Annotated in this window: 17 protein-coding genes; 14 read left to right on the plus strand and 3 right to left on the minus strand. The window is 71.8% G+C overall.

The genetic code is table 11. The features are described from left to right. The first annotated feature begins 17 nt into the window (after nt 1-17). From K7957_RS09275 to K7957_RS09325, 11 genes are all read left to right on the plus strand, one after another. Entirely contained in the window at nt 18-836 is an 819-nt protein-coding gene (locus K7957_RS09275; RefSeq protein ID WP_223011659.1) for an ABC transporter permease, read from the plus strand. Next, a complete protein-coding gene (locus tag K7957_RS09280; protein ID WP_223011660.1) occupies nt 833-1,624 on the plus strand; it encodes an ATP-binding cassette domain-containing protein in 792 nt (263 codons plus the stop codon). The genes K7957_RS09275 and K7957_RS09280 overlap by 4 nt, the downstream gene beginning before the upstream one ends. Then, nucleotides 1,621-2,430 (plus strand): urea amidolyase associated protein UAAP1, encoded by an 810-nt coding sequence (locus K7957_RS09285; RefSeq protein WP_223011661.1) that lies wholly within the window; start codon nt 1,621-1,623, stop codon nt 2,428-2,430. The genes K7957_RS09280 and K7957_RS09285 overlap by 4 nt, the downstream gene beginning before the upstream one ends. 10 nt (nt 2,431-2,440) lie before the next feature. Then, on the plus strand, nt 2,441-3,067 hold the full coding sequence (locus K7957_RS09290; protein ID WP_223011662.1) for an urea amidolyase associated protein UAAP2: 627 nt from the start codon (nt 2,441-2,443) through the stop codon (nt 3,065-3,067). After that, nucleotides 3,067-6,678, plus strand: a complete 3,612-nt coding sequence (uca, locus tag K7957_RS09295; protein WP_246616851.1) for an urea carboxylase — start codon at nt 3,067-3,069, stop codon at nt 6,676-6,678. Before K7957_RS09290 ends, uca begins: the two co-directional genes overlap by 1 nt. Next, entirely contained in the window at nt 6,675-8,459 is a 1,785-nt protein-coding gene (gene atzF, locus K7957_RS09300) for an allophanate hydrolase (protein ID WP_223011663.1), read from the plus strand. Before uca ends, atzF begins: the two co-directional genes overlap by 4 nt. Further along, entirely contained in the window at nt 8,456-9,925 is a 1,470-nt protein-coding gene (locus K7957_RS09305) for a hybrid sensor histidine kinase/response regulator (RefSeq protein WP_343228358.1), read from the plus strand. Before atzF ends, K7957_RS09305 begins: the two co-directional genes overlap by 4 nt. Continuing rightward, nucleotides 9,912-10,841: a response regulator transcription factor gene (locus K7957_RS09310; protein ID WP_223011664.1), complete on the plus strand. Its 930-nt coding sequence runs from the start codon at nt 9,912-9,914 to the stop codon at nt 10,839-10,841. The genes K7957_RS09305 and K7957_RS09310 overlap by 14 nt, the downstream gene beginning before the upstream one ends. A gap of 12 nt (nt 10,842-10,853) precedes the next feature. Continuing rightward, the gene (locus K7957_RS09315) at nt 10,854-12,431 is read left to right on the plus strand and encodes a tetratricopeptide repeat-containing sulfotransferase family protein (RefSeq protein WP_223011665.1); all 1,578 of its coding nucleotides are present in this window, start codon (nt 10,854-10,856) and stop codon (nt 12,429-12,431) included. A 105-nt stretch (nt 12,432-12,536) separates the two neighbouring features. Further along, a complete protein-coding gene (locus K7957_RS09320; protein ID WP_343228359.1) occupies nt 12,537-13,415 on the plus strand; it encodes a sterol desaturase family protein in 879 nt (292 codons plus the stop codon). Next, a complete protein-coding gene (locus K7957_RS09325) occupies nt 13,412-14,359 on the plus strand; it encodes a Vgb family protein (RefSeq protein WP_246616852.1) in 948 nt (315 codons plus the stop codon). The genes K7957_RS09320 and K7957_RS09325 overlap by 4 nt, the downstream gene beginning before the upstream one ends. A 129-nt stretch (nt 14,360-14,488) precedes the next feature. Here the strand turns inward: K7957_RS09325 and K7957_RS09330 are convergent, their stop codons facing one another. The 3 genes from K7957_RS09330 to K7957_RS09340 form a co-directional block, all read right to left on the minus strand. Continuing rightward, complete coding sequence (locus K7957_RS09330) at nt 14,489-15,373, minus strand: MBL fold metallo-hydrolase (RefSeq protein WP_246616853.1); 885 nt, start codon at nt 15,371-15,373, stop codon at nt 14,489-14,491. Between the two features lie 132 nt (nt 15,374-15,505). Beyond that, a complete protein-coding gene (locus K7957_RS09335; RefSeq protein WP_223011667.1) occupies nt 15,506-15,835 on the minus strand; it encodes a UrcA family protein in 330 nt (109 codons plus the stop codon). A gap of 114 nt (nt 15,836-15,949) precedes the next feature. Continuing rightward, on the minus strand, nt 15,950-16,330 hold the full coding sequence (locus tag K7957_RS09340) for a hypothetical protein (protein ID WP_223011668.1): 381 nt from the start codon (nt 16,328-16,330) through the stop codon (nt 15,950-15,952). Between the two features lie 213 nt (nt 16,331-16,543). On the opposite strand from K7957_RS09340, the gene K7957_RS09345 reads away from it, so the two are divergent. From K7957_RS09345 to K7957_RS09355, 3 genes are all read left to right on the plus strand, one after another. After that, nucleotides 16,544-18,988, plus strand: coding sequence for a TonB-dependent receptor (locus K7957_RS09345; RefSeq protein WP_223011669.1), 2,445 nt, complete (start codon nt 16,544-16,546; stop codon nt 18,986-18,988). A 74-nt stretch (nt 18,989-19,062) separates the two neighbouring features. Next, entirely contained in the window at nt 19,063-19,380 is a 318-nt protein-coding gene (locus K7957_RS09350; protein WP_223011670.1) for a 2Fe-2S iron-sulfur cluster-binding protein, read from the plus strand. A 10-nt stretch (nt 19,381-19,390) separates the two neighbouring features. Further along, on the plus strand, nt 19,391-20,662 hold the full coding sequence (locus K7957_RS09355) for an NAD(P)/FAD-dependent oxidoreductase (protein ID WP_425517188.1): 1,272 nt from the start codon (nt 19,391-19,393) through the stop codon (nt 20,660-20,662). The last annotated feature ends 166 nt before the right edge of the window (nt 20,663-20,828 follow it).

The raw sequence follows: 20,828 nt of genomic DNA on the forward strand, positions 1-20,828 counted from the left end.
CCCGCGGCAGGTCGCGCGTGACCCGTCTGGTCGACCTGCGCCCGCGCCGCGGCGCGCGCCTGCTGCTCGGGGCGGTGCCGATCGTGGCGCTGCTGCTCGTCTACCTGGTCGCCTCGCAGGCGCGCCACGCCGCCAACCCCGCGGACAAGCTGCTGCCCACCTTCTCCGCCATGGCGGAAGCGATCCACGGCTTCAGCACCGACCGCGACCCCGCCAGCGACCGCATCGTCATCGTCGCCGACACGCTGGCGAGCCTGTACCGGCTCGGCCTCGGCCTCGCCATCGCCACCGGCAGCGCGCTGGTGCTGGGGCTGCTGCTCGGCGTCGTGCCGCTCGCCCGCGCGCTGCTCGGCCCGGTGATCGCTATCATCGCGGTGATCCCGCCGGTGGCGGTGCTGCCGATCCTGTTCATCGTGCTCGGGCTGGACGAGGCGTCGAAGATCGCGCTGATCGCGATCGGCGTCGCGCCCTTCATGACGCGCGACCTCACCGGCTTCGTCACGGGGCTGCCGGCGGAGCAGATCGCCAAGGCGCAGACGCTCGGCGCCAACAGCTGGCAGCTCGCGCTGCGCGTGGCGCTGCCGCAGCTGATGCCGCGGCTGATCGAGGCGCTGCGGCTGTCGCTGGGGCCGGCCTGGGTGTTCCTGATCGCGGCCGAGGCGGTCGCCGCCGACGTCGGGCTCGGCTACCGCATCTTCCTGGTCCGGCGCTATTTCGCGATGGACATCATCCTTCCTTATGTCGCCTGGATCTCGCTGCTCGCGATCGCCGCGGACGCGCTGCTGCTGCTGGTGAGCCGCCGCGCCTTTCCCTGGGCGCACGGGGGCGGCCGATGAGCGCGCTGGTCGAGCTCCGCAACGTCTGGGTCGAGTACGGCGACAAGATCGTGCTCGAGCGCGTCTCGCTCCAGCTCGTCGAGGGTGGCTTCGTCGCGGTGGTCGGCCCCTCGGGCGCGGGCAAGAGTACGTTCCTGCGCCTGATCCTCGGCCAGGAAGCGCCGACGCGCGGGCAGGTGCTGCTCGGCGGCACCCCGATGCGCGCCGAGTGCGGGCCGGATCGCGGCGTGGTGTTCCAGCGCTACTCGGTGTTCCCGCACCTCACCGCGCTGCAGAACGTGCTGTTCGGGATCGAGTGCGCCGGCGCGCCGCTGACCGCTCGGCTGTTCGGCGCGCGCCGCCGCGCCGCGCGCGACACCGCCGTCGAGATGCTCGCCGCGGTCGGGCTCGAGCACAGCCTGCACGTCTATCCCGCGCAGATGTCGGGCGGGATGCAGCAGCGGCTGGCGATCGCGCAGGCGCTGGTCAAGCACCCGCGCGTGCTGCTGCTCGACGAGCCGTTCGGCGCGCTCGATCCCGGCATCCGACTCGACATGCACGCGCTGATCACGCGGCTGTGGCAGGAGCACGGGCTGACCATCCTGATGGTCACGCACGACATCGGCGAGGCGTTCAAGCTCGGCACGCGCGTGCTCGCCTTCGACAAGCGCCGCCACGACCCGCACGCGCCGCACCGCTACGGCGCCACCGTCACCTACGACCTGTCGCTCGACCGCAAGACCCTGCCGCCGCCGGCGCTGGTCGAGGCGCTCGGCGGCGACGACCTTCCGCAGAGAGACTTGGCATGACGACCAGCACCGCCGATCCCGCCGGCGCCCGCGACCACGCCCGCGCCATGGCCGGCACCCGCGTGGAGGCAATGCCCACGCTCCCCGCCGCGGCCGATGACGCGCCCGCGGGCGTGGTGTGGGAAGAGACGATCGCACCCGGCGGCTATGCGGCGCGGCGACTGGCGCGCGGCACGCGGCTGCGGCTGGTCGACGTCGCCGGCGACGCCTGCGCCGCGATGCTGCTGTTCAACGCCGACATGCCGACCGAGCGGCTCAACGTCGCCGACACGCTGAAGGTGCAGTGGAACGGCTATCTCGGCGCGGGACGGCTGCTGCTCTCCGACATGGGGCGCGTCATGATGACGATCCTGGAGGACGGGGCGGGCACGCACGACGCCTTCTGCGGCGCCTCCACCGCCGCCTCCAACGCGCGCGCTTATGGTGACGGCGCCAATTACGGGCCGCATCCGAACGCGCGCGACCGCTTCATGCTCGCGGTCGCCAAGCACGGCCTGGGCCGCAAGGACGTCCACCCCTGTGTCACCTGGTTCAAGGGCGTCCGCGTCGCGGCGGACGGCGCGACCGAGCCGCAGGTCGGGCCGTTCGCGCCCGGGCGCACGCTGCTGCTGCGCGCCGAGATGGAGGTGATCGTCGTCCTCGCCAACTGCCCGCACGTGCTCGACCCCCGCCCCGACTACACCGTCACGCCGCTGCGCGCGACCGCGTGGCGCGGCGCGCCCGCCGCCGCGGACGATCCGATCCGCGTGTCGACGCCCGAGGGCGAGCGCGCCTTTCTCAACACCGACGATCTCTATGCGCGCTGAAGGGAGCGACATGAGCCTTGACCTTCCCCTCCCCGGCACGCTCCGCCACGACGAGGTGGTGCCCGCGCGCGCGCCGTGGATGCACCGCGTCCATGCCGGCGAGACGCTGCGCATCATCGACCTCGAGGGCAACCAGGCGGTCGACTTCCTGATGTACGCCGCGGACGACGACGCCGAGCGCTACAGCGCGCAGGACACGATCGCGGCGCAGCGCAACATCTTCCTGCGCGAGGGCGCGGTGCTGCTGTCCAACGAGGCGCGCGCGATGATGACGATCACCGCCACCAGCGTCGCCTATCACGACACGATCGGCGGCGCCTGCTCGTGCGAGTCGAACACCTTGCGCTACGGCCACCACACCAAGGCGCAGCACAGCTGCGTCGACAATTTCCTCGACGCCAACACCCGCGCCGGCCGCGGCAAGCGCGACATGGTGTCGAACATCAACTTCTTCATGAACGTGCCGGTCGAGCCCGACGGCACGCTCGGGATCGTCGACGGCATCTCCGCGCCGGGTCTCACGGTGGAGCTGCGCGCCGAGATGGACGTGATCGTCGTCGTCTCCAACTGCCCGCAGATCAACAATCCCTGCAACGGCTTCGACCCCACGCCCGTGCGCATGCAGGTGATCGGCTGATGTTCACCAAGGTCCTGATCGCCAACCGCGGCGCGATCGCCTGCCGCATCATCCGCACGCTCAGGGAGATGGGCGTCGGATCGGTCGCGGTGTTCAGCGACGCGGACGCCGGCTCGGCGCATGTCGCGCAGGCCGACGAGGCGGTCCGCATCGGCCCCGCCCGCGCGGCCGAGAGCTACCTCGACGTCGAGGCGATCCTCGCCGCGGCGGAGGCGACCGGCGCCGAGGCGATCCACCCCGGCTACGGCTTTCTCTCGGAGAACACCGCCTTCGCCGAGGCCTGCGCGGCGCGGGGGATCGTCTTCATCGGCCCGACGCCCGACAATATCCGCGCCTTCGGGCTCAAGCACACCGCGCGCGACCTCGCCGCCGCGCAGGGCGTGCCGCTCGCCCCCGGCACCGACCTGCTCCGCGACGAGGCCGCCGCGCTCGCCGCGGCGGAGCGCATCGGCTATCCGGTGATCCTCAAGGCGACCGCGGGGGGCGGCGGCATCGGCATGAAGGTGTGCGCCGACGCCGCCGACGTGCGCGACGGCTTCGCCACGGTGGCGCGGCTCGGCGCGGGCAATTTCGGCGACGGCGGCGTCTTCCTCGAACGCTATGTGGCGCGGGCGCGCCACATCGAGGTGCAGGTGTTCGGCGACGGCGCGGGCGATGTCGTCGCGCTCGGCGAGCGCGACTGCTCGCTCCAGCGGCGTAACCAGAAAGTGGTGGAGGAGACCCCCGCCCCGCTGCTCCCGCCCGCGACGCGGCAGGCGCTGATCGACGCCGCGGTGCGGCTCACCGCCGCCGCCTCGTACCGCTCGGCCGGCACGGTCGAGTTCCTCTACGACGCCGAGCGCGACGATTTCTTCTTCCTCGAGGTCAACACCCGGCTCCAGGTCGAGCACGGCGTGACCGAGCAGGTCACCGGGGTCGACCTGGTCGAGTGGATGGTGCGTGGCGCCGCGGGTGACTTCGGCTTCCTCGACGGGTTCGTCGCGGCACCGCGCGGCGCCTCGATCCAGGTGCGCCTCTACGCCGAGGACCCGGCGCAGGATTATCGCCCGAGCTCGGGCCGGCTCGTCGGCGTCACCTTCCCGGACGGGCCGCGCGTCGACACCTGGGTCGCGGCGGGGACCGAGGTGTCAGCCTGGTACGACCCGATGCTGGCCAAGCTGATCGTCACCGCGCCGACGCGCGACGCCGCGGTCGCCGCGATCCAGGAGGCGCTCGACCGGACGAGCATCGCCGGGATCGAGACCAACCTCGACTGGCTGCGCACGGTGGTGCGCTCCGACGTCTTCACCAGCGGCGCGGTGTCGACGCGCGCGCTCGCCGACATCGCCTACATGCCGCGCACGATCCGCGTGCTGGCGGGGGGTGCCTCGACCACGGTGCAGGATCATCCCGGTCGGCTCCATCTGTGGCACGTCGGCGTGCCGCCCTCGGGGCCGATGGACCCGCTCGCCTTCCGGCTGGGCAACCGGCTGGTCGGCAACGCCGATGACGCCGCCGGGCTGGAGATCACCGCGGCCGGGCCGACCTTGCTGTTCAACGCCGCGGCGCGCGTCTGCCTGACGGGCGCCGACTTCGGCGCCACGCTCGATGGCGTGCCGCTCGGCTGCTACGCGCCGATCGACGTCGCCGCGGGGCAGACGCTCAAGATCGGGCGGGTCACCGGCGCGGGGATGCGCGGTTATATCCTGGTCGCGGGCGGGCTCGACGTGCCCTTGTTTCTCGGCAGCCGCAGTGCCTTCACCTTGGGCGAGTTCGGTGGCCACGCCGGGCGCGCGGTGATGACCGGCGACACGCTGCACCTCGCGCGCACCCCGGCCCCTCTGCCAGTCGGGGGGACGCTCGCTCCCGCCGACCGCCCCGCGATCACGCGCGAGTGGACGCTGCGCGTGCTCTACGGCCCGCACGGCGCGCCCGATTTCTTTACCCCCGGCGACATCGCGATGCTGCGCGAGACGGCGTGGAAGGTGCATTACAATTCCAACCGCACCGGCGTCCGCCTGCTCGGCCCCAAGCCAGAGTGGGCACGGACCGACGGCGGCGAGGCCGGGCTGCACCCGTCCAACATCCACGACAATGCCTATGCGATCGGCGCGGTGGACTTCACCGGCGACATGCCGATCATCCTCGGGCCGGACGGGCCGTCGCTCGGCGGCTTCGTCTGCCCCTTCGTCGTCGCGCAGGCGGACCTGTGGAAGGTCGGCCAGCTCGCCCCCGGCGACAGCGTCCGCTTCGCGCCGATCGACGAGGCCGGCGCCGCCGCCGCCGAGCGCGCGCAGGACGCGCTCGTCGCCACCCTCGGCGGCGCGATGAGCGAGCCCGCGCCACTAGACGACGCGCTCGGCTCGCCGGTGCTCCACCGGATCGCGGCGGAGGGCGTGCGCCCGGCGGTGACCTATCGCCAGCAGGGCGACCGCAATTTGCTGGTCGAATACGGGCCCATCGTGCTCGACCTCGAGCTGCGGCTGCGCGTCCACGCGCTGATGCTCGAGGTCGAGCGGGGCGATCTCCCCGGCATCATCGACGTGACGCCCGGGATCCGCTCGCTCCAGCTCCACTATGACAGCCGGCTGCTGTCGCAGGCGGCGCTGCTCGAGGCGCTGGTCGCCGCGGAGGAGCGGCTGGGCGGGCTCGACGACTTCGAGATCCCCTCGCGCGTCGTCCACCTGCCGCTGTCGTGGCAGGACCCGGCGATCTACCAGACGATCGACAAATACATCGAGTCGGTGCGCGACGACGCGCCCTGGTGCCCCGACAACATCGAGTTCATCCGCCGCGTCAACGGGCTGGACAGCATCGACGAGGTCGAGCGGATCGTCTTCGACGCCGAGTATCTCGTCATGGGACTGGGCGACGTCTATCTCGGGGCGCCGGTGGCGACCCCGATCGACCCGCGCCACCGCCTCGTCACCACCAAATACAATCCGGCGCGCACCTGGACCCCGCCCAACGTCGTCGGCATCGGCGGCGCGTACATGTGCATCTACGGCATGGAGGGGCCGGGCGGCTATCAGCTGTTCGGGCGCACCATCCAGGTGTGGAACGCGTGGCGGCAGACCGACGCCTTCCGCGACGGCAAGCCCTGGCTGCTGCGCTTCTTCGACCGCGTGCGCTTCTTCCCGGTCAGCCACGACGAGCTGACGGAGTGGCGGCGCGACTTCCCGCTCGGCCGGCGCGCGATCCGGATCGAGGAGGAGGTGTTCCGCCTCTCCGACTATCGCGCCTTCCTCGCCGACAACGCCGGGACGATCGAGGCCTTCCAGGCACGGCGCCAGGCCGCCTTCGACGCGGAGCGCGCCGCCTGGGAACGCGACGGCGAGTTCGACCGCGTCGCCGCGCTGAGCGAGGAGGCGGACTCCGCCGCGAGCGACAGCGAGATCGTGCTGCCCGACGGCTGCGAGATGGTGGAGGCACCGTTCGGCGGCAGCCTATGGAAACTGCTCGTCACCGACGGCGCGCGCGTGAGCGCGGGCGACACGATCGCGATCATCGAGGCGATGAAGATGGAATCGGCGGTGATCAGCCCGGTCAGCGGGGTCGTGCGCGGCATCTACGTGCAGGAGAAGCAGGCGCTCTCGCCGGGGCGGGCGATGCTGGCGGTGGAGGTGGCATGAGCGACCTGCGCTTCGAGATCGGCCCCATCGCCACTGCAGTCAACGCCCGCGCGACCAGCGCGGTCGCGGTCGCGCGCGAGGCGCTGGCGCGGATCGCCGCCTATGCCGCGGTGCAGCCCGCGGTGTGGATCACGCGACTCGACGAGGAGATGGTGCTGCGCGCCGCCGCCGCGGTCGACGCGCGCGTGGGGGCAGGCGAGACGCTGCCGCTCGCGGGCGTGCCCTTCGCGATCAAGGATAATATCGACCTCGCCGCGGTGCCGACCACCGCCGCCTGCCCCGACTTCGCCTATACGCCGGGTGAGTCCGCGGAAGTGGTCGAACGCCTGGTCGCGGCGGGCGCGGTGCCGCTGGGCAAGGCCAACCTCGACCAGTTCGCCACCGGGCTCAACGGCACGCGCAGCCCCTATGGCGCGCCCGCCTGCGTGTTCAACCGCGCCTATGTCAGCGGCGGTTCCAGCTCGGGGTCGGCGGTGGCGGTCGCGGCGGGGCTGGTCGCCTTCGCGCTCGGCACCGACACCGCCGGGTCGGGCCGCGTCCCCGCCGCCTTCAACGGGTTGATCGGGCTCAAGCCGACCAAGGGGCGGTGGAGCACGACCGGGCTCGTGCCCGCCTGCCGCACGCTCGACTGTATCACCGTGCTCACCCACACGATCGCGGACGCGCGCATCGTCGACGCGGTAGTCGCGGGCTTCGACCCGGCCGATCCCTACTCCCGGACCGGCGAGGAGCGCGCGCTCGCGCCGCGCCACATCGGCGTGCCGCGGCCCGACCAGCGGCTCTTCCTCGGCGACGCCGCGGCGGAGCGGCTGTACGAGCGCGCGCTGGCGACGCTCGCCGCGCAGGGCGCCGAGCTGGTCGAGCTCGACATGACGCCGCTGCGCGAGGCGGCGATGCTGCTCTACGGCGGCCCGTGGGTGGCGGAGCGGGTCGCCGCGGCGCTGCCGCTGCTCGACGAGCGCCCCGCGGCGTTCGACCCGACCGTCCGCGCCATCCTCGAAGACGGGCGTGAGACCAGCGGCGTGGACGTGTTCCGCGGCCAGTATCGCCTCGCCGAGCTGCAGCGCGCCGCGGAGGCGATGTGGCAGCGCGTCGACCTGCTCGCGCTGCCGACCGCGCCGACGATCTATCGCATCGCGGAGATGCGCGCGGCGCCGGTCGCGCTCAACAGCAACCTCGGGCTCTACACCAATTTCGTGAACCTGCTCGACATGGCCGCGCTGGCTGTGCCGGCGGGCTGGCGCGACAATGGCACCGGCTTCGGCGTCACCCTGATCGCGCCGGCGTGGAGCGACACGGGCCTGCTCGACGCCGGGCAGGCCTATCTCGACGCCGCCGCGCTGCCCCCTCCCTCTCCGCTCCACATCGAGGACAGAATGGACACAGTGAAGCTCGCGGTCGTCGGCGCCCATCTCGAGGGCATGCCGCTGCACTGGCAACTCACCTCGCGCGACGCGCGGCTGGTCGCCGCCACCACCACCGCGCCCAGCTACCGGCTCTACGCGATCGCGAACAGCACCCCGCCCAAGCCCGCGCTGATCCACGCCGCCGACGGCGCCGCGATCGCGGTGGAGGTGTACGAGCTCGACGTCGCCGCCTTCGGCAGCTTCGTGGTCGAGGTGCCCGCGCCGCTCGCGATCGGCTCGGTGACGCTGGCGGACGGGTCGGTCGTCAAGGGCTTCGTCGCCGAGCCGCGCGCGATCGAGGGCGCGCGCGACATCACCGCGCTGGGCGGCTGGCGCGCCTACATCGACGGCCTCTCCCGCCCGGCCGGGGCGTGACCGCCGCGGCCGACCCCTTCGACGGCGCGCCGCTCGGCCCCGAGCCCGCCGCGCCCGCGCGCGCGCTGGCCGAGCTGCGGCGCGCGCGGGAGTCGGCCGAGGCGGCCAACGAGGCCAAGACGCGCTATCTCGTCGCGGTCAGCCACGAGATCCGCTCGCCGCTCAACGTCATCTACGGCTACGCCCAGCTGCTCGAGCGCGACCACCATCTCTCCGGCGCGGAGGCGGGCACGATCATCCGCCGCTCGGCCGAGCATGTCACCAACCTGGTGGAAGGGCTGCTCGAGATCTCGCGGATCGAGAGCGGGGTGCTGACGATCCGGCAGGACCTCGTCGACCTGCGCGCCCTGCTGCAGCACGTCGTCGACATGTTCCGCATGCAGGCGAGCGCCAAGGGGCTGACGCTGACGCTCGACGTGCGCGACCGGCTGCCCGAGCAGGTCAAGGCGGACGAGAAGAGGCTGCGGCAGATCCTCATCAACCTCGTCTCCAACGCGATCAAATACACGCCCGCGGGTCAGGTCACGCTGGCCGTGAGGTACCGCAGCCAGGTCGCCGACATCGAGGTGATCGACACCGGCATCGGCATCCCGCCCGCGGACCTCGAGCGCGTGTTCGAGCCGTTCGACCGCGGCAGCCTCGCGGCGGCGCAGCGCCAGCCCGGCATCGGGCTCGGCCTCGCCATCACGCGCGTGCTCGCCCGCGTGCTGGGCGGCGACGTCGCGGTGACCAGCACGCCGGGCGCCGGCAGCACGTTCCGCTTCCGCGCCATGCTGCCGTCGTCCGCCGCGCCGGTGCGCGCGAGCAGGCGGCGCGGGCGGATCATCGGCTATGAGGGACCGCGTCGCACCGTGCTGGTGATCGACGACGACCCGGGGCAGCGCCACATCCTGCGGGCGCTGCTCGGCGGGCTCGGCTTCGTGGTACACGCCGCGGCGGACGGCACGGAAGGCATCGCGCTCGCCGCCGAGGTCACCCCCGACATCGTCCTGCTCGACATCCAGATGCCGGGGCTCAACGGCTGGCAGGTCGCCGAGCGGCTGCGCGCGGTGCACGGCGCGGCGCTGCGCATCGTGATGGTCTCGGCCGACGCCCATGCCTTCCGCGCCGGCGGGGACGATCGCAGCAGCCACGACGCCTTCGTCACCAAGCCGGTCGAGCTGGACAGGCTCGTGGCGCTGATCGGCACGCAGCTCGGGCTGCGCTGGGAGGAGGCCGAGCCGGTCGCGCCCGCCGCTCCCGCCCCCGCCACGCCCGAGGCCGGTCTCCCGCCCGACGCCGCACCGTTGCTCGCGCGCGTGCGCGAACTCGCCGAGGTCGGCCATGTCCGCGGCGTCGAGCGCGCGATCGATGATCTCGCGGGCGCGGTCCCCGCCGCCGGCGCGCTCGCGGCGGTGCTGCGGCGACAGCTCGGCGACTTCGACCTGCGCGCGCTGCTCGGTACGATCGACGATGCGACGCGCTGACCCGGCCGACCCGCCGCGACCCGTCGTCCTGGTGGTGGACGACACGCCCGAGGCGCTGCGCTTCCTGACCAGCACGCTGGAGGACGCGGGCATGACCGTGCTGATCGCGATCGACGGGCTGGCCGCGCTCGATCTGCTCAGGCGCGTGACCCCCGACCTGATCCTGATGGACGCGGTGATGCCGCAGCTCGACGGCTTCGAGACGACGCGTCAGATCAAGGCCAATTCCGCCTTCCAGCACCTCCCGATCATCTTCATGACCGGTCTGACCGAGACCGAGCACGTCGTCCGCGCGCTCGACGCCGGTGGCATCGACTTCGTCAGCAAGCCGATCGAGATCGACGAGCTGCTGGCGCGCATCCGCGTCCATCTCGCCACCGCGCGCGTCGCGCACGGCAGCCAGCTCGCGCTCGACACCAGCGGGCGGCCCGCGCTCGCGGTCGACCGGGCGGGCGAGCCGCAATGGCTGACCCCGGTCGCGGGCGCGATGCTCGAGCGGCTGTTCCCCGGCTGGTCGGCGGCCTCGGGCATCTTGCCGCCGCCCTTCGCCGCCGCGCTGCGCCAGCTCCAGGCGAGCGCGCCGGCACCGGGCGCGCGGATCAGCGTGTCCGTCGGCGAGCGCACGCTGGAGGCCGGGCTGCTGCGCTGCACCCCCGCGGCGCAATGGGTGTTCCGCCTATCCGAGCGGCACGAGGGCGAGGAGAAGACGATCCTCGCCGCGCAGCACGGGCTGACCTCGCGCGAGGCCGAGGTGCTGCTGTGGATCAGCCGCGGCAAGCCCAACCGTGAGGTCAGCGAGATCCTCCAGATCAGCCCGCGCACCGTGAACAAGCACCTCGAGCAGATCTTCGAGAAGATGGGCGTGGAGAATCGGGCGTCGGCGACGGCGATCGCGGTCACCACGCTGACGCGCTAGCGCAGGACGACGATGGCTCAGCCGCCCGACGCCACCGCCAGCGCGATCCGCGGCGCCCTCGCGCGCGGCGAGATCGCCGCCGCGCTCGCCGCCGCGGACCGCTGGCGCCACGCCGCGCCCGCCATGGCCGAGCCCTTCTTCCTCGCGGGCCTGGCGACCGCGATGCTGGGGAAGGTGAGCGGCGGGATCGCGCTGATCGAGCAGGCGATCGCGCGCGACAGGCGCGGCGAATATCACGCCCAGCTCGCGCGGCTGTACACGCTGGTGCGGCGCGACGATGCCGCCGCGCGCGCGCTGGCCGCGGCCGAGACCGCGCCGCCGCCGGACGCGCTGGGGCGCGACACGATGGGCTGCGTCTACGCGCGGCTGGGCGATCATGCCGCCGCGCTGCCGCACTTCGCCGCGGCGGTGCGGCTCGATCCGACGAACGCCGCCTTCCGCTACAATCACGCCGCAGCGCTGAGCTTCGTCGGCCAGCAGGCGGAGGCCGAGGACGCGCTGGAGGCACTGATCGCGCGCGCGCCGGCGGACGCGCGCGCGCACCACCTGCTCGCCGGGCTGCGGCGCCAGACCGCTGAGCGCCACCATGTCGACCGGCTCACCGCCGCGCGCGCCGCCGCCACCGCGCCGCGCGACCGGCTGCTGCTCGGCTACGCGCTCGCCAAGGAGCTGGACGACCTCGCCGACCCGCACGGCGCCTTCGCGATCCTGGCGCAGACCAACGCCGAGCACCGCGCCACCTTGCCCTATCGCTTCGCCGACGACGCGGCGATCTTCGACGCGATCGAGGCCTGTTGGGCGCCGGCCGCGGAGCAGGTGGCGCGCGACGCGCCGAGCGCGGCGCCGATCCTCGTCGTCGGCATGCCGCGCACCGGCACCACTCTGGTCGACCGCATCCTGTCGTCGCACCCCGAGGTGGAGAGCGCGGGGGAGCTGCAGGCGCTGCCGCTCGCGGTCAAAACGGCCGCCGGCACGCGCGGTCGCCGCGTGCTCGACCCTGACACGATCCGCGCCGCGGCGCGCGCCGACCCGACTGCGATCGGGCGCGACTATCTCGCCCGGGCGGCACCGCACGTGGCGGGACGCCGACCCCGTTTCGTCGACAAATTCCCCGGCAACTTCCTGTATCTCGGCGTGATCGCGCGCGCGCTGCCGCAGGCCGCGATCGTGTGCCTGCGACGCGACCCGCTCGACACCGTGCTCGCCAACTTCCGCAACCTGTTCGCGGTCGGCTCGCGCTACTACGACTATAGCTACGACCTGCTCGACACCGCGGCCTATTACCAGCGCTTCGACCGGCTGATGGCGCTCTGGCGCGCGGCGCTGCCGGGCCGCGTGCTCGAGCTCGGCTATGAGGCGCTGGTCGAGGATCAGGCGGGGCAGACGCGTCGGCTGCTCGACCATTGCGGGCTGGACTGGTCCGACGCCTGCCTCGATTTCCAAGCCAACGCCGCGCCCGTGTCCACCCCCAGCGCCGCGCAGGTGCGCCGCCCGCTGTACCGCGACGCCGTCGGCCGCTGGCGCCGCCACGCCGAGGCGCTGGAGCCGGCGCGCGCCTTCCTGCGCGGCCACGGCATCGCGGTCGACTGACGCGACGGCTACGTCATTCGCCCACCTGCGAGCGATGCAGCGCTTGCTTAGCCTCAATGGCACGACTCTGATGTGTGCGAGCTGGTGACGATGAAGCAGGCGATGATGAGCTACGTGCAGCCGGTGATGGTCGCGGCCGTGCTACTGTTCTGGGCGCTCGCGCCAGCGGCGTGGACGGGGAGCGCCTGGTCGATCGTGATCGCGACGTTGTCGACCACCGCGATGATCCAGGCGCTCGAGTGGGTCAACGAGCGACATGCCAGCTGGCGGCTGACCTGGCGCGAATTCCTGACCGACGTCTTCTACGTGACGCTGAGCTACACCGTGATCGCCTGGGCGTCGAAGACGCTCGCCGACGAGCCGCTGACCGCGCTGAAGCACGGGCTCGGGATCACGACCATGTGGGCGATGCACCTGCCGTTCGTGGCGCAGGTGGCGCTGGCCGTCTTCCTGGTCGAGTTCGGGCAATATTGGATGCACCGCCTGATGCACAATCAGGCCTTCTTCTGGTCGACCCACGCGCCGCACCATCACCTCACCCAGCTCAACGCGATGAAGGGCGCGGTGGGCAACCCGATCGAGCTGTTCCTGATCAGCCTCAGCGTGCTCGCGCTGTTCGACCTGCCGCAGCCGGCGATGTTCTGTGCGCTCAACGTGCTGGCGGTGGTCTCCACCTTCGCGCACGCCAACACGCGGTTCGACCCGCCGCGCTGGTACGCCTTCGTCTTCACCACGATCCGCCACCACAGCCTGCACCACTCGACCGGCTATGCGGAGACGCGGTCCAACTATGGCAACTCGCTGATCCTGCTGGACAGAATCTTCGGCACCTTCGGCGAGGGCGAGGCCGAGATCGTCGGCCAGGACGAGCGCCGGCGGCTGTCGATCGGCGAGCAGTTCCTCTTCCCCGCGCGCCCGCTGATCGCGCGCTACACGGGGCGCGACGACCAGCATGAGCACGACGGCGCGGGGGCGGCGGCTTGACGCCGCGGGCAGCGGCGCGCGCGGCAACGATCGGGCTCTCCGCCCTGCTCGCGAGCGCGGCGCCGACGCCGGCCTGGTCGGCGACGCCGCGCGAGCAGGTGATTCAGGTCCCCGGCTTCGCGGACTTTCTCGCGGTCGACGGCGATTCGGTGTGGGCCACCAACAAAGGGCGGGTCGAGCGCTGGTCGCGCGCCGGCAAGCAGGCCGAGGTGGCGATGGCCCATCCGTGCGGCGCGATGGCAATTGCCTTCGGGTCACTCTGGGTGGCGGACTGCGACGCGCTCAGCGTCAACCGTATCGACCTGCGCACCGCGAGGATCACCGCCACCATCCCGACCGGGATCGCCAATCCCAAGGGCGAGCTCAACGTCGCCGCCGGCGCGGGCTCGATCTGGGTGGCGAGCGACGCCGCCGGCACCGTCGCGCGCATCGATCCCGCCAGCAACAACGTGGCCTCGTCGATCCCGGTGGATCCCGGCACCTTCTACCTGTCGTTCGGCATGGGCGCGCTATGGGCGGTGAGCGCGGCGGGGCAGAGCCTGCAGAAGATCGATCCGGCCGTCGAGCGCGTCGTCCATCGCACCGCTCTGGGGCGCGAGCCCGGCTTCCTGGTCGCGGGCGAGGGCGCGGTGTGGGTACAGGAGCAGGGCGACGGCACCGTCGCGCGCGTCGATCCGGCGAGCGGCGACGTGACGGGGCGGGTCAAGGTTGACGCGACGCTCCAGTACGGCGACATCGACGCGGGCGGCGGCAAGGTCTGGCTGCGCACCACCGCCGGGCAGACCTTCGTCGTGCTCGACCCGGTCTCGCTCGCGATCACCGCGCGCGTCGGCCGGGCCGCGGGCAGCGGCGCGCTGCACTACACGCGCGCCGGGCTGTGGACCAGCGCGCACGACGCCCACACGCTGTCGTGGTGGGAGAAGCCCGGCCGGATCGGGGACTAGTTCAGGGCGTGACTCTCATTCCGCCGGCGTCGTCGTGCTCCTGCGCATGCAGGAGCGCAGAGCCCCGCGCGTCACCCCCGTGGCTCTGGGCTCCGGCGTTCGCCGGAGCACGGTGGGAGGGATCAGACCCTACGGCTCGCGCGGCGCGACCGGATAGACGATGAAATCGGCGTGTCGGTCGATCTCGAGCGACGGCGCGGTCGACACCGCGCGGTCGAGCTCGGCGATCGCTGCCGGCGGCAGCGCGAGCCCGTGCTCGTCAGCGTGGGCGGGCGCGCGCATCGCATAGTCCTGGCCCGGCGTGCGGGTCATCTCGACATGCGCGCCGAGCAGCGCGCGAACAGGGTATTGCCGTGCGAACCGCGTCAGCCGGTCGGCGCTGGCGCGGAACACCGCGGTCTGGTCGCGCGGCACGTAGAGCCTGCCGGGATACAGCATGTCGCCGGAGAAGAGCAGCCGCGTCCGGGCGTCATAGACCATGATGTGCGCGGGCTCGTGCCCGGGCGTCGGGACGATGCGCAGCACGCGCCCGCCGAGATCATAGCGGCCGACCTGCTCGGGCCAGTCGCGGATGCCGAAGAAGGCCGCGACCGCATCGGGTGTCAGCCCGACCAATCGCGTATCGGGACGGTCGGCGAACTCGGCGTCGCCGGCGTGATGGTCACCGTGGCCGTGCGAGTGCGCGACGATCAGCCGGACCGGCCGGCCCGCGTGTGCGCCGCGCCATGTCGCGATCAGCCGGTCGACGGTGGGTCGCACGCGCAGCCCGCCCGCCCCCGTGTCGATCAGCAGCGCGCGATCGCGGCCGAACAGCAGGTAGAGGAAGGGCGCCTCGAAATTGGTCCGCACCGACTGGCGGATGACGAACGTGTCCGGATCGATCCGCTGCACCTGAGTCTCGGGCTCGTCGGCGGTGCCGTCGATCCAAGGAGCGAAGCGCGGGAACGGCGCCGGCGCCGCGCCGAGCAGGATGGAGGCGACGAGCACGCGAGCGAGTGGGCGCGGCCGGATCAACACCCGGCGCCCGATGCGATACAGGAAGGAGCGGCACATGAGCCGGAGCGTGCCCCGCCGGGTCACCCGTCACCATACGCCGTTTGACGAGGCGGTGCGGGCGACCGGCCGGCGATCGCCCGCGTCCGCCGCTCAGCGCATCGCGAGCTGGGTCGAGGTGCCGCTGTCACGCGCCGCGGTCGCTGCGGCAACTCGGCTGCGCATGTCGCTGAGCACGTCGGCGCGGCACTCACGCGCCTGCGCGGCGAGCGCGAGATGGACGCTGCTCATCCCCTGCCCGCAGACGGTGTCGGCGACCCGGTCCATGCGGATGGCGAGACGCTGCTGCCCCTCGACGCTGGTGAGATCGATGCCGCGCAGGTTCAACACGCTGCTCTCGGCCGAGAGCGGGTCGGCGCCGGGCGCGGCGAGCGCGGGCGTGGCCATCAGGATTGCGGCACATGCGGCCAGACCGATCTTCATCCTAAATCTCCTGCATCGCTGCCCATCGCTCTCCGGCGATCGGGTCGCAGCCATGTAGGATCGCGCCCGCGCGGGCACAAGCGCGGGGCGGGAGACGTAGCGTCCCGCGCAGGGTCAGCGCGCGCGGACGATCAGCGACGCGAGTTCCATGCGCGCGCCGAGCGCGCCCGGTGGCACCGGCACCGCCAAGTTGCGTTCCGCCCCGCCGGCGCGATCGACCAGCGTGACCGGCACCGCATAGCCGCGGGTGAGCCGCCAGCTCCGCGCCTCGGCGAGCGGTACCGTCGCCTGCCACGAACGCTCGCCGGTGACGGGCAGGTCGTGGCCGTCCACCCGCACCGCGACCGCCACCCCGGCGCGTTGTCCGGAGAGACGTAGACAGGTCTCGGCGCCGCAATGGACCAGCCGCGCACTGGCCCGGCGCTCGGCCGCCGCTGGCACCGCGGTCGAGAGGATCGCGCAGGCGGTGACCGCGAGAGGGACGTTAAGGGCCATGCGACCGGCATAGACCCGCGCGCGACGCGGCCGACATGCGCCAATTGACGTAGACGCGAGGGCGGACGCCGCCGCTTACGTCAAACACCCCATATCGATTTGCCGCCGCTGCCAACACTCTCGCACCGCAGCGATCGGCCCCGCGCGAGGCGCCGGCGCGGACCGTACAGTCGCGGAGGGGCGACGCGTTCAACGTACCGATTGGGGGCTTTGATGGCAGGACGTTTCTCCCGCGCAGGGTGGCTGTGCGCGACCGCGCTGATGGGCGTGGCCGGTGGACCGGCGCTGGCGCAGGAGGCCGCGACGGGCGCGGCACCGGCCGCCGCCGCGCCCGACGACACCGCGGCAGCGGTCGAGGGGAACGAGATCGTCGTCACCGGCAGCCGGCGGCGCACCACGCTGCAGGACGCGCCGATCAACATCAGCGCGGTCTCGGCCGAGACGATCGCGTCGCAGCGGCTCGATGACATCCGCTCGCTCGCCTCGTTCACGCCCGGCGTCACCGTCGCAGACACCGGCCCGGGCTCGACCGGCGGGATCATCCTGCGCGGCATCTCGTCGGGCGACACCAGCGTCGGCGGCGCCGACAGCGGCAATGCAGTGGGGGTCTATCTCGGCGAAGTGCCGCTCTACCTCGACTTCAAGCTGATCGACATCAACCGGGTCGAGGTGCTGCAGGGGCCGCAGGGCACACTCTACGGGCTCGGCACGCTGGCCGGCGCGGTGCGCTACCTGCCCAATCGCCCCGAGACCGATCGCTTCAGCCTCAACGTCCATGGCCGCGGCTATGCGCAATCCTATTCCGACGATTTCGGCGCGGTCGGCGACGTCGCGCTCAACGTGCCGATCGTGCGCGACCACATCGCCTTCCGCACCGCGACGGGTTATTATTCGAACGCCGGCTTCATCGACTACAATTATCTGCTGCAGCAGCCCGGCGTCTCCGACCCGCAGCCCGGCCGCGCCACGGAGACGTCGACCGGCTCGCTCAACACGGGCAATTACGGCAGCAACTTCAAGCGCAAGAAGGATGTGAACTATGAGCACACCTTCACCACGCGCAATCAACTGCTGCTGGAGTACAACCCCGACATCAAGGCCTATCTCACCTACGCGCACCAGAACACCAAGACCGGCGGGCGCCAGGCTAATGCCGCCGGCGTGCTCGACACCGGTCGCTACGAGGGACCGTGGCGCTACCTTGAGCCGGTCGAGCGCGACGCCGACCTGTTCGCGGCGGAGTTCGACATCAATCTCGGCGGGATCGCGCAGCTCGTCAGCACGACGGCCTATACCAAGCAGCACATCACCTCGGTAGACGACAATACCGACCTGCTGCTCGATCTAGACTACGGCTACGAGGCCTTCCCGCAATTCTCCTCCTATGCCGACAACGAGCAGCATTATAAGCAGTTCAACCAGGAGGTCCGGCTCGTCTCGACGCACGGCGGCCCGTTCAACTGGGTGATCGGCGGCTTCTATAACCGGCTCAAGTTCGACAGCAACCGCCAGGAGTACACGCCCGGTTTCGCCGAATATTTCGACATCCCGCGGCCGGACAACCTGGAATATATCTCGCAGGTCAACAGCAAGACGGTGGAGAAAGCGGCTTATGGCGAGGGCACGCTCCACCTCACCCAGGCGTGGCAGGTGACCGGGGGGCTGCGCTATTTCAAGTATGACGCCGAGGTCAGCGGCGGGTCCGACCTGCCGCTGCTGAGCGGCGGGCTGGCCCGCATGCCCTACCCCTCGTTCACGATCGACCCGAGCCGGATCCGCACCGGTGACACTGCCAAGGACGGCCTCGTCTGGAAGGCGAACACCTCCTACAAGTTCGGCGAGGGGCTGCTCGCCTATTTCACTTACTCGACCGGCTATCGCGTCGGCGGCGTCAACCGCGTCGTCCCCTGTATCCAGCCGCTGCCCGCCGGGCAGAACCTGTGCGCCTTGCCCAACGAGCTGGTCTACGGCCCCGACCGCACCCGCAACAAGGAGATCGGCCTGCGCGCCAGCCTGTTCGACAAGCGCCTCCAGCTGACCGTCGACGGCTATGAGATCAACTGGAGCGGAGTCCAGGTGCCGAGCCAGACCGTCAACGGCGCGATCGGCATCACCGTCAACGGCGCCGACGCGGTGTCGCGCGGCTTCGACGTGCAGGCCACGCTGCGCCCGCTGCCCGCGCTGACCGTGATCGGCACCTATTCCTATGTCGACGCGCACCTCACCCAGGACGTCACAGGGCTCGTGGTCAGCCAGGGCGTCCGCTACGACGCCTTCGAGGGGGATCGCCTGCCGGGCTCGGCCAAGAACTCGGGCAGCGCGCAGGTCATCTACAGCCACGCGCTCGACCAGGATCGCAAGATCGAGGCGATCTGGGCGACGGTCTACCGCGGCGAGATCTACTCGCGCGTCGGGCTGCGCGGCAACGGCGAGGCGATCCCGGGCTATGTCACCCACAGCGCCTCGCTCAACTATGTCAGCAAGCAGTTCGAGATCGGCCTCTTCGCCGACAACCTCACCAACAAATATGCCGTGACCGCGATCAGCAACGACATATCGTCGTTCAACCAGGTCCGCACCGACGTGGTGGAGCGCTACTACGCGCGCGGCGTGCTGACCCCGCGTCGCGTCGGGATCGACTTCCGCTTCCATTATTGATCGCCGCGCGGCGCTCTCCCCCGGCGGCCGATCGCGGCCGCCGGGCAGATCTCTACTTCCAGCAGGAACTACCCATGGCCTCTCTGATCGTGACCACCCGCGACGGCGCGACGCGCCCGCTCCCCGCCGACGCCGGCCTGTCGGTGATGGAGGTGATCCGCGACAACGGCATCGACGAGCTGCTGGCCGCATGCGGCGGCTCGCTTTCCTGCGCGACCTGTCACGTCATCGTCGATCCCGCGCAGGCGCTCACCCTGCCCCCTCCGAGCGAGGCCGAGCGCGAGCTGCTCGACGGGCTCGACCAGGTCGCGCCGACGTCGCGGCTGGGCTGCCAGATCGCGTTCGACGAGCGACTCGACGGCCTGCACGTGACGATCGCCCCCGAGTCGTGAGCGCGCGACGGTGAGCGGGTCGGCAGTGAGCGACTATGACGTCGTGATCGTGGGCGCGGGCCAGGCCGGCGCCCAGGCCGCGATCGCGCTGCGGCAGCTCCGCTACCGGGGCACGATCGCGCTGATCGGGGACGAGCTCGAGCTGCCCTACGAGCGCCCGCCGCTGACCAAGGCGTATCTCGCCGGCGAGAAGAGCTTCGATCGCCTGCTGATCCGGCCGTCGGCCTTCTGGCAGGAGAAGGCCGTCGATCTCAGGCCGGGCTGCCGGATCGTCGCAGTCGATCCCGGGGCCCGCCAGGTCACCGCGGCGGACGGCACCACCATCGGCTACCGCCACCTCGTCTGGGCGACCGGCGGCGCGGCGCGCCGGCTCGACTGCCCGGGCGCCGCGCTCGCGCGGGTGCACTCGCTGCGCTCGCGCGCCGACGTCGATCGCCTGGCGCAGGAGCTTCCCGCGGCGCGGCAGGTGGTCGTGATCGGGGGCGGTTACATCGGCCTCGAGGCCGCGGCGGTCCTGGTCGGCGCCGGCAAGCAGGTGACGCTGATCGAGGCGCAGCAGCAGGTCCTGGCGCGCATGTCGGGGACGATGCTGGCGCGCTTCCTCGAGGCGGAGCACCGCTCGCATGGGGTCGCGTTGCGGCTCGGCACCGAAGTACGCTGCATCGAGGGCCGCGACGGCGCCGCCTGCGGCGTGCGGCTCGGCACGGGCGAGCTCCTGCCGGCGGACGTGGTGATCGTCGGCGTCGGGATCGTTCCCGCGGTGGCACCGCTCCTCGCCGCGGGCGCGCATGGTGGCACCGGCGTGGAGGTCGACGCTGTGTGCCGGACCAGCCTTCCCGACGTCTATGCCATCGGCGACTGCGCGACGCACGCTAACGCCTTCGCCGAGGGCGCACGCATCCGGCTGGAGTCGGTGCAGAACGCCAATGATATGGCGGGCACGGTCGCGCGCGCGATCGTCGGCGTCGCGCACCCTTATTATGCGGTGCCGTGGTTCTGGTCGAACCAATATGACCTGCGGCTGCAGACGGTCGGCCTCGCCGCGGGACACGATCTCGCGGTGCTGCGGGGGACGACCGCCGCGCGCTCCTTCTCGGTGATCTACCTTCGCCAGGGCCGGGTGATCGCGCTCGACTGCGTCAACGCGACGAAGGACTATGTGCAGGGGCGCAAGCTCGTCGAGTCCGGCATCGAGGTGCGATCCGACCTGCTCGCCGACACGAGCGTCCCCCTCAGCCAGGCGCTGCAGAGCGACGGCATCCTCCCGACCCGCGCCGCCTGAGTCTGGGGCGTGCGCCTGGCGGTCCTGGCGCCGCTCTCCTGCGGGCATGGGAACGGCGACCGCGGAAGGCGCGACCACCCTGAGCCGAGTCAAATGAAGGCGCCGCAGCAGGCTCCGCGCCGCACCATGGCGCGACTTGGGACGTTTTCCTCTTCTGATCGTTGAA

The organism is Sphingomonas yunnanensis (assembly GCF_019898765.1).
Taxonomy (GTDB): domain Bacteria; phylum Pseudomonadota; class Alphaproteobacteria; order Sphingomonadales; family Sphingomonadaceae; genus Sphingomonas; species Sphingomonas yunnanensis.

What these genes read in the sequence shown, in the direction of transcription:
- K7957_RS09280 (WP_223011660.1), top strand. Translation starts at nt 833, where the DNA reads ATGAGCGCGCTGGTCGAGCTCCGCAACGTCTGGGTCGAGTACGGCGAC.
- K7957_RS09285 (WP_223011661.1), top strand. Translation starts at nt 1,621, where the DNA reads ATGACGACCAGCACCGCCGATCCCGCCGGCGCCCGCGACCACGCCCGC.
- K7957_RS09290 (WP_223011662.1), top strand. Translation starts at nt 2,441, where the DNA reads ATGAGCCTTGACCTTCCCCTCCCCGGCACGCTCCGCCACGACGAGGTG.
- uca (WP_246616851.1), top strand. Translation starts at nt 3,067, where the DNA reads ATGTTCACCAAGGTCCTGATCGCCAACCGCGGCGCGATCGCCTGCCGC.
- atzF (WP_223011663.1), top strand. Translation starts at nt 6,675, where the DNA reads ATGAGCGACCTGCGCTTCGAGATCGGCCCCATCGCCACTGCAGTCAAC.
- K7957_RS09310 (WP_223011664.1), top strand. Translation starts at nt 9,912, where the DNA reads ATGCGACGCGCTGACCCGGCCGACCCGCCGCGACCCGTCGTCCTGGTG.
- K7957_RS09315 (WP_223011665.1), top strand. Translation starts at nt 10,854, where the DNA reads ATGGCTCAGCCGCCCGACGCCACCGCCAGCGCGATCCGCGGCGCCCTC.
- K7957_RS09320 (WP_343228359.1), top strand. Translation starts at nt 12,537, where the DNA reads ATGAGCTACGTGCAGCCGGTGATGGTCGCGGCCGTGCTACTGTTCTGG.
- K7957_RS09335 (WP_223011667.1), bottom strand. Translation starts at nt 15,835, where the DNA reads ATGAAGATCGGTCTGGCCGCATGTGCCGCAATCCTGATGGCCACGCCC.
- K7957_RS09340 (WP_223011668.1), bottom strand. Translation starts at nt 16,330, where the DNA reads ATGGCCCTTAACGTCCCTCTCGCGGTCACCGCCTGCGCGATCCTCTCG.
- K7957_RS09345 (WP_223011669.1), top strand. Translation starts at nt 16,544, where the DNA reads ATGGCAGGACGTTTCTCCCGCGCAGGGTGGCTGTGCGCGACCGCGCTG.
- K7957_RS09350 (WP_223011670.1), top strand. Translation starts at nt 19,063, where the DNA reads ATGGCCTCTCTGATCGTGACCACCCGCGACGGCGCGACGCGCCCGCTC.